This window comes from Candidatus Thermoplasmatota archaeon (genome assembly GCA_035541015.1).
GTDB lineage: Archaea > Thermoplasmatota > SW-10-69-26 > JACQPN01 > JAIVGT01 > DATLFM01.
Window position 1 is genome coordinate 1 of record DATLFM010000113.1, and the last position, 3,474, is coordinate 3,474.

Here is a 3,474-nt window from a genome sequence, read left to right on the forward strand (position 1 = left end):
GAGGTCGCCGTCGCCGTTTGGATCCACGGCCCAGCGGATGGCGTTGGCCACGACGGGGTCGTCCCCCTCGCCCTTGTGGTTCATCGCCTTGGCGACCACGAGCTTGGCCTCGGGCGCGATGCCGCGCGCGCCCGTGAGCCAATAGTAGTGCAGCGGATTGAGCTGCAGGTGCCCGTGGCCGGCGGCGATTCCGGCGATGTGCGTGCCGTGGCCGTGGTCGTCGTAGGGCTGCGCCCGTTTGGTCCCGGTCCGGTCGCCCACGAAGTCGCGCCAGCACCAGCCGCACGCGAGCTTTCCCGCAAGATCGGGATGGCGAAGGTCCGCGCCCGTGTCGATGACGCCGATCGTGACGCCCTCGCCCGTGGGCTTGGCAAGCCACAGGGGGCGCGCGAAGATCCACATGCGGTTGATCTCGATCTGCTGCTTGACCGAGAAGAGGCTCTGCGCCGTGTACACCGTGCGCGAGGGGGTCTGCGCCGGCTCCGCCTGCTCGACGTGCCAGCCCGCGCCAAGGACCGCCGGCGCCACGAGCGCAAACGCCGCCGCGGCGAGCAGAACGGTCCGGGCCCCGCGCATCGGGGGGCTTTTATACCCTACCCCTACTTGACGGTAGCGGAATGACCGTCGACTCGAAGGTCAAAGAGCTTCGCGCGCGACGCGAAGCGGCCAAGCTTGGCGGCGGCGAGGACAAGGTCCGCGCGCAGCACGACAAGGGCAAGCTCACCGCCCACGAGCGCATCGCCCTTCTCCTCGATCCCGGCTCGTTCCAAGAGCTCGACCCCTTCGTCTTGCACCAAGCCAGCCGCTTTGGCATGGACAAGAAGAAGGTGCCCGGCGACGGGGTCGTGACGGGCTTTGGCCGCATCGACGGGCGCCCCGTGTACGTGTTCGCGCAGGATTTCACGGTCTTTGGCGGAAGCCTCGGCGAGATGCACGCCCGCAAGATCTGCAAGATCATGGATCTCGCGCTTGCGACTGGCTGCCCGGTCATCGGGCTCAACGACTCGGGCGGCGCGCGCATCCAGGAGGGCGTGGACGCGCTCGGCGGCTACGCGGAGATCTTCTTCCGGAACGTCCTCGCCTCGGGCGTGGTGCCGCAGATCAGCGCGATCCTGGGGCCCTGCGCCGGCGGCGCGGTGTACAGCCCCGCCATGACGGATTTCACGCTCATGGTGCGGGGCACAAGCTACATGTTCATCACGGGCCCCGATGTCGTCAAGGCCGTCACGGGCGAGACGGTCGGGTTCGAGGAGCTCGGCGGCGCGGCGGCCCACAACACGAAGTCGGGCGTCGCCCACATCGCCTCGGGAAGCGAGGAGGAGCTTCTGGAGACTTTGCGCAGGCTCCTCTCGTACCTTCCGCAGAACAACCTCGACGATCCGCCGCGGCTTCCGACGATCGACCCCGCCGACCGCGCGGACCCGGAGCTCTCGCGCATCGTGCCCGACGAGAGTGACAAGCCCTACGACGTGAAGGACGTCGTGAAGCGCGTGGTCGACCGCGAGTCGTTCCTTGAGATCCAACCCGACTACGCCTGCAACATCGTCACGGGGTTTGCGCGCATGGCGGGACGAAGCGTGGGCGTCGTCGCGAACCAACCGAAGGTCCTGGCGGGCGTGCTCGACATCGCCGCCTCGACCAAAGCCGCGCGGTTCGTCCGGTTCTGCGACGCGTTCAACATCCCGCTTGTGACCTTCGTCGACGTCCCGGGGTTCCTTCCCGGAACGCAGCAGGAGTGGGGCGGCATCATCCGCCACGGCGCGAAGCTTCTCTACGCATACTGCGAGGCCACGGTTCCCAAGCTCACGGTCATCCTTCGCAAGGCCTACGGGGGAGCCTACGACGTCATGTGCAGCAAGCACATCCGCGCGGACTTCAACTTCGCCTGGCCCACGGCCGAAATCGCCGTCATGGGACCCGAGGGCGCCGTCAACATCGTCTTCCGCAAGGAGCTCGACGAGGCGCAGGACAAGGACGCGCGCCGCAAGCAGCTCGTGCACGACTACCGCGAGAAGTTCGCGAACCCGTTCGTCGCCGCCGAGAAGGGCTACATTGACGACGTGATCGAGCCGCCGGAGACGCGGCGCAAGCTCATCGAGTGCCTCGAGCTTCTTCAGACGAAGAAGGAGCCGCGCCCCGCCAAGCGGCACGGGAACATCCCGTTGTGAGGCCGATGTTCCGCACGCTTCTTGTCGCCAACCGCGGCGAGATCGCCTGTCGCGTGATCCGGGCCTGCCGCGAGCTTGGCGTCCGCGCGGTCGCCGTGTACAGCGACGCGGACGCAAACGCGCTCCACGTTCGCTTGGCCGACGAGGCCGTTCGGCTGGGGCCGGCCCCCTCGGCGGAGAGCTATCTTGCCATGGACCGCGTGCTCGACGCGGCCCGCCGCAGCGGCGCGCAGGCCGTGCATCCCGGGTATGGCTTCCTCTCCGAGAACGCGGAGTTCGCGTCGCTCTGCGAGAAGGCGGGAATCGTCTTCGTCGGCCCGCCGTCCTCGGCCATGGCCCAGATGGGCGACAAGCTCCGGGCCAAGGCGCTCGCCCGCGAAGCGGGCGTTCCGGTGGCGCCGGGCAGCACCGAGCCCGTGGAGGACCCCTCCGAGGTGGCCCGCATCGCCCGCGAGGTCGGCCTTCCGGTGCTCCTCAAGGCCGCGCGAGGCGGCGGCGGACGCGGGCAGCGGATCGTGCGCCGCGAGGACGAGATCGAGGAGGCGATCGCCGCCTGCCGGCAGGAGGCGCAGAGCGCGTTTGGCTCGTCGGCAGTCTTCGTGGAGAAGTTCGTGGAGAACCCGCGGCACATCGAGTTCCAGGTTCTCGCCGACGCGCACGGCCACGTGCTGCACTTTGGCGAGCGGGAGTGCTCGATCCAGCGGCGCAACCAGAAGCTCGTCGAGGAGGCGCCCTCGCCCATCGTGACCGAGGCGATCCGTCGCGAGATGGGTGAGAAGGTCGTGGCGCTTGCGCGCCGCGTCGGGTACGTGAATGCCGGAACGATGGAGTTCCTCTGGAAGGACGGGCGATTCCACTTCATGGAGATGAACACGCGCCTCCAGGTGGAGCATCCCGTAACGGAGATGGTCTACGGCGTCGACCTCGTACGTTGGCAGCTGCGGATCGCCTCCGGCGAGGAGCTCACGATCCGCCAGGAGGACATCCGTCCGCGCGGGCACGCCATCGAGTTCCGCGTGAACGCGGAGGATCCCTACCGCGCGCTCTCGCCCTCGCCGGGTCTCGTGGCGGATTGGCGGCCGCCCGAGGGCGAGGGCGTTCGGACCGATGCGGGCGTCTACCCCGGCTTCGTGGTGCCCTCGGCCTACGACAGCCTCCTTGCCAAGCTCGTCGTGTGGGACAACGACCGCGCGGCCGCGATCGAGCGCGCGACCCGGGCGCTGGGAGCGTTCCACGTCGGCTCCACGACGACGAACCTTCCCTTCCACCGCGCCGTCGTTGGCCTGGAGGCGTTTCGGCGCGGCGA

Annotated in this window: 3 protein-coding genes; 2 read left to right on the forward strand and 1 reads right to left on the reverse strand. The window is 68.8% G+C overall.

From position 1 onward, the window contains the following. The coding region (locus tag VM681_11300) for a S8 family serine peptidase (protein ID HVL88571.1) at positions 1 to 576 on the reverse strand (576 nt) is incomplete at its 3' end. A 41-nt stretch (positions 577 to 617) separates the two neighbouring features. Between VM681_11300 and VM681_11305 the strand changes: the two genes are divergently transcribed. Both VM681_11305 and VM681_11310 read left to right on the forward strand, forming a co-directional pair. Beyond that, a complete protein-coding gene (locus tag VM681_11305; GenBank protein ID HVL88572.1) occupies positions 618 to 2,168 on the forward strand; it encodes an acyl-CoA carboxylase subunit beta in 1,551 nt (516 codons plus the stop codon). Between the two features lie 5 nt (positions 2,169 to 2,173). Then, on the forward strand, positions 2,174 to 3,474 hold a 1,301-nt coding region (locus VM681_11310), incomplete at its 3' end, for an acetyl-CoA carboxylase biotin carboxylase subunit (GenBank protein ID HVL88573.1).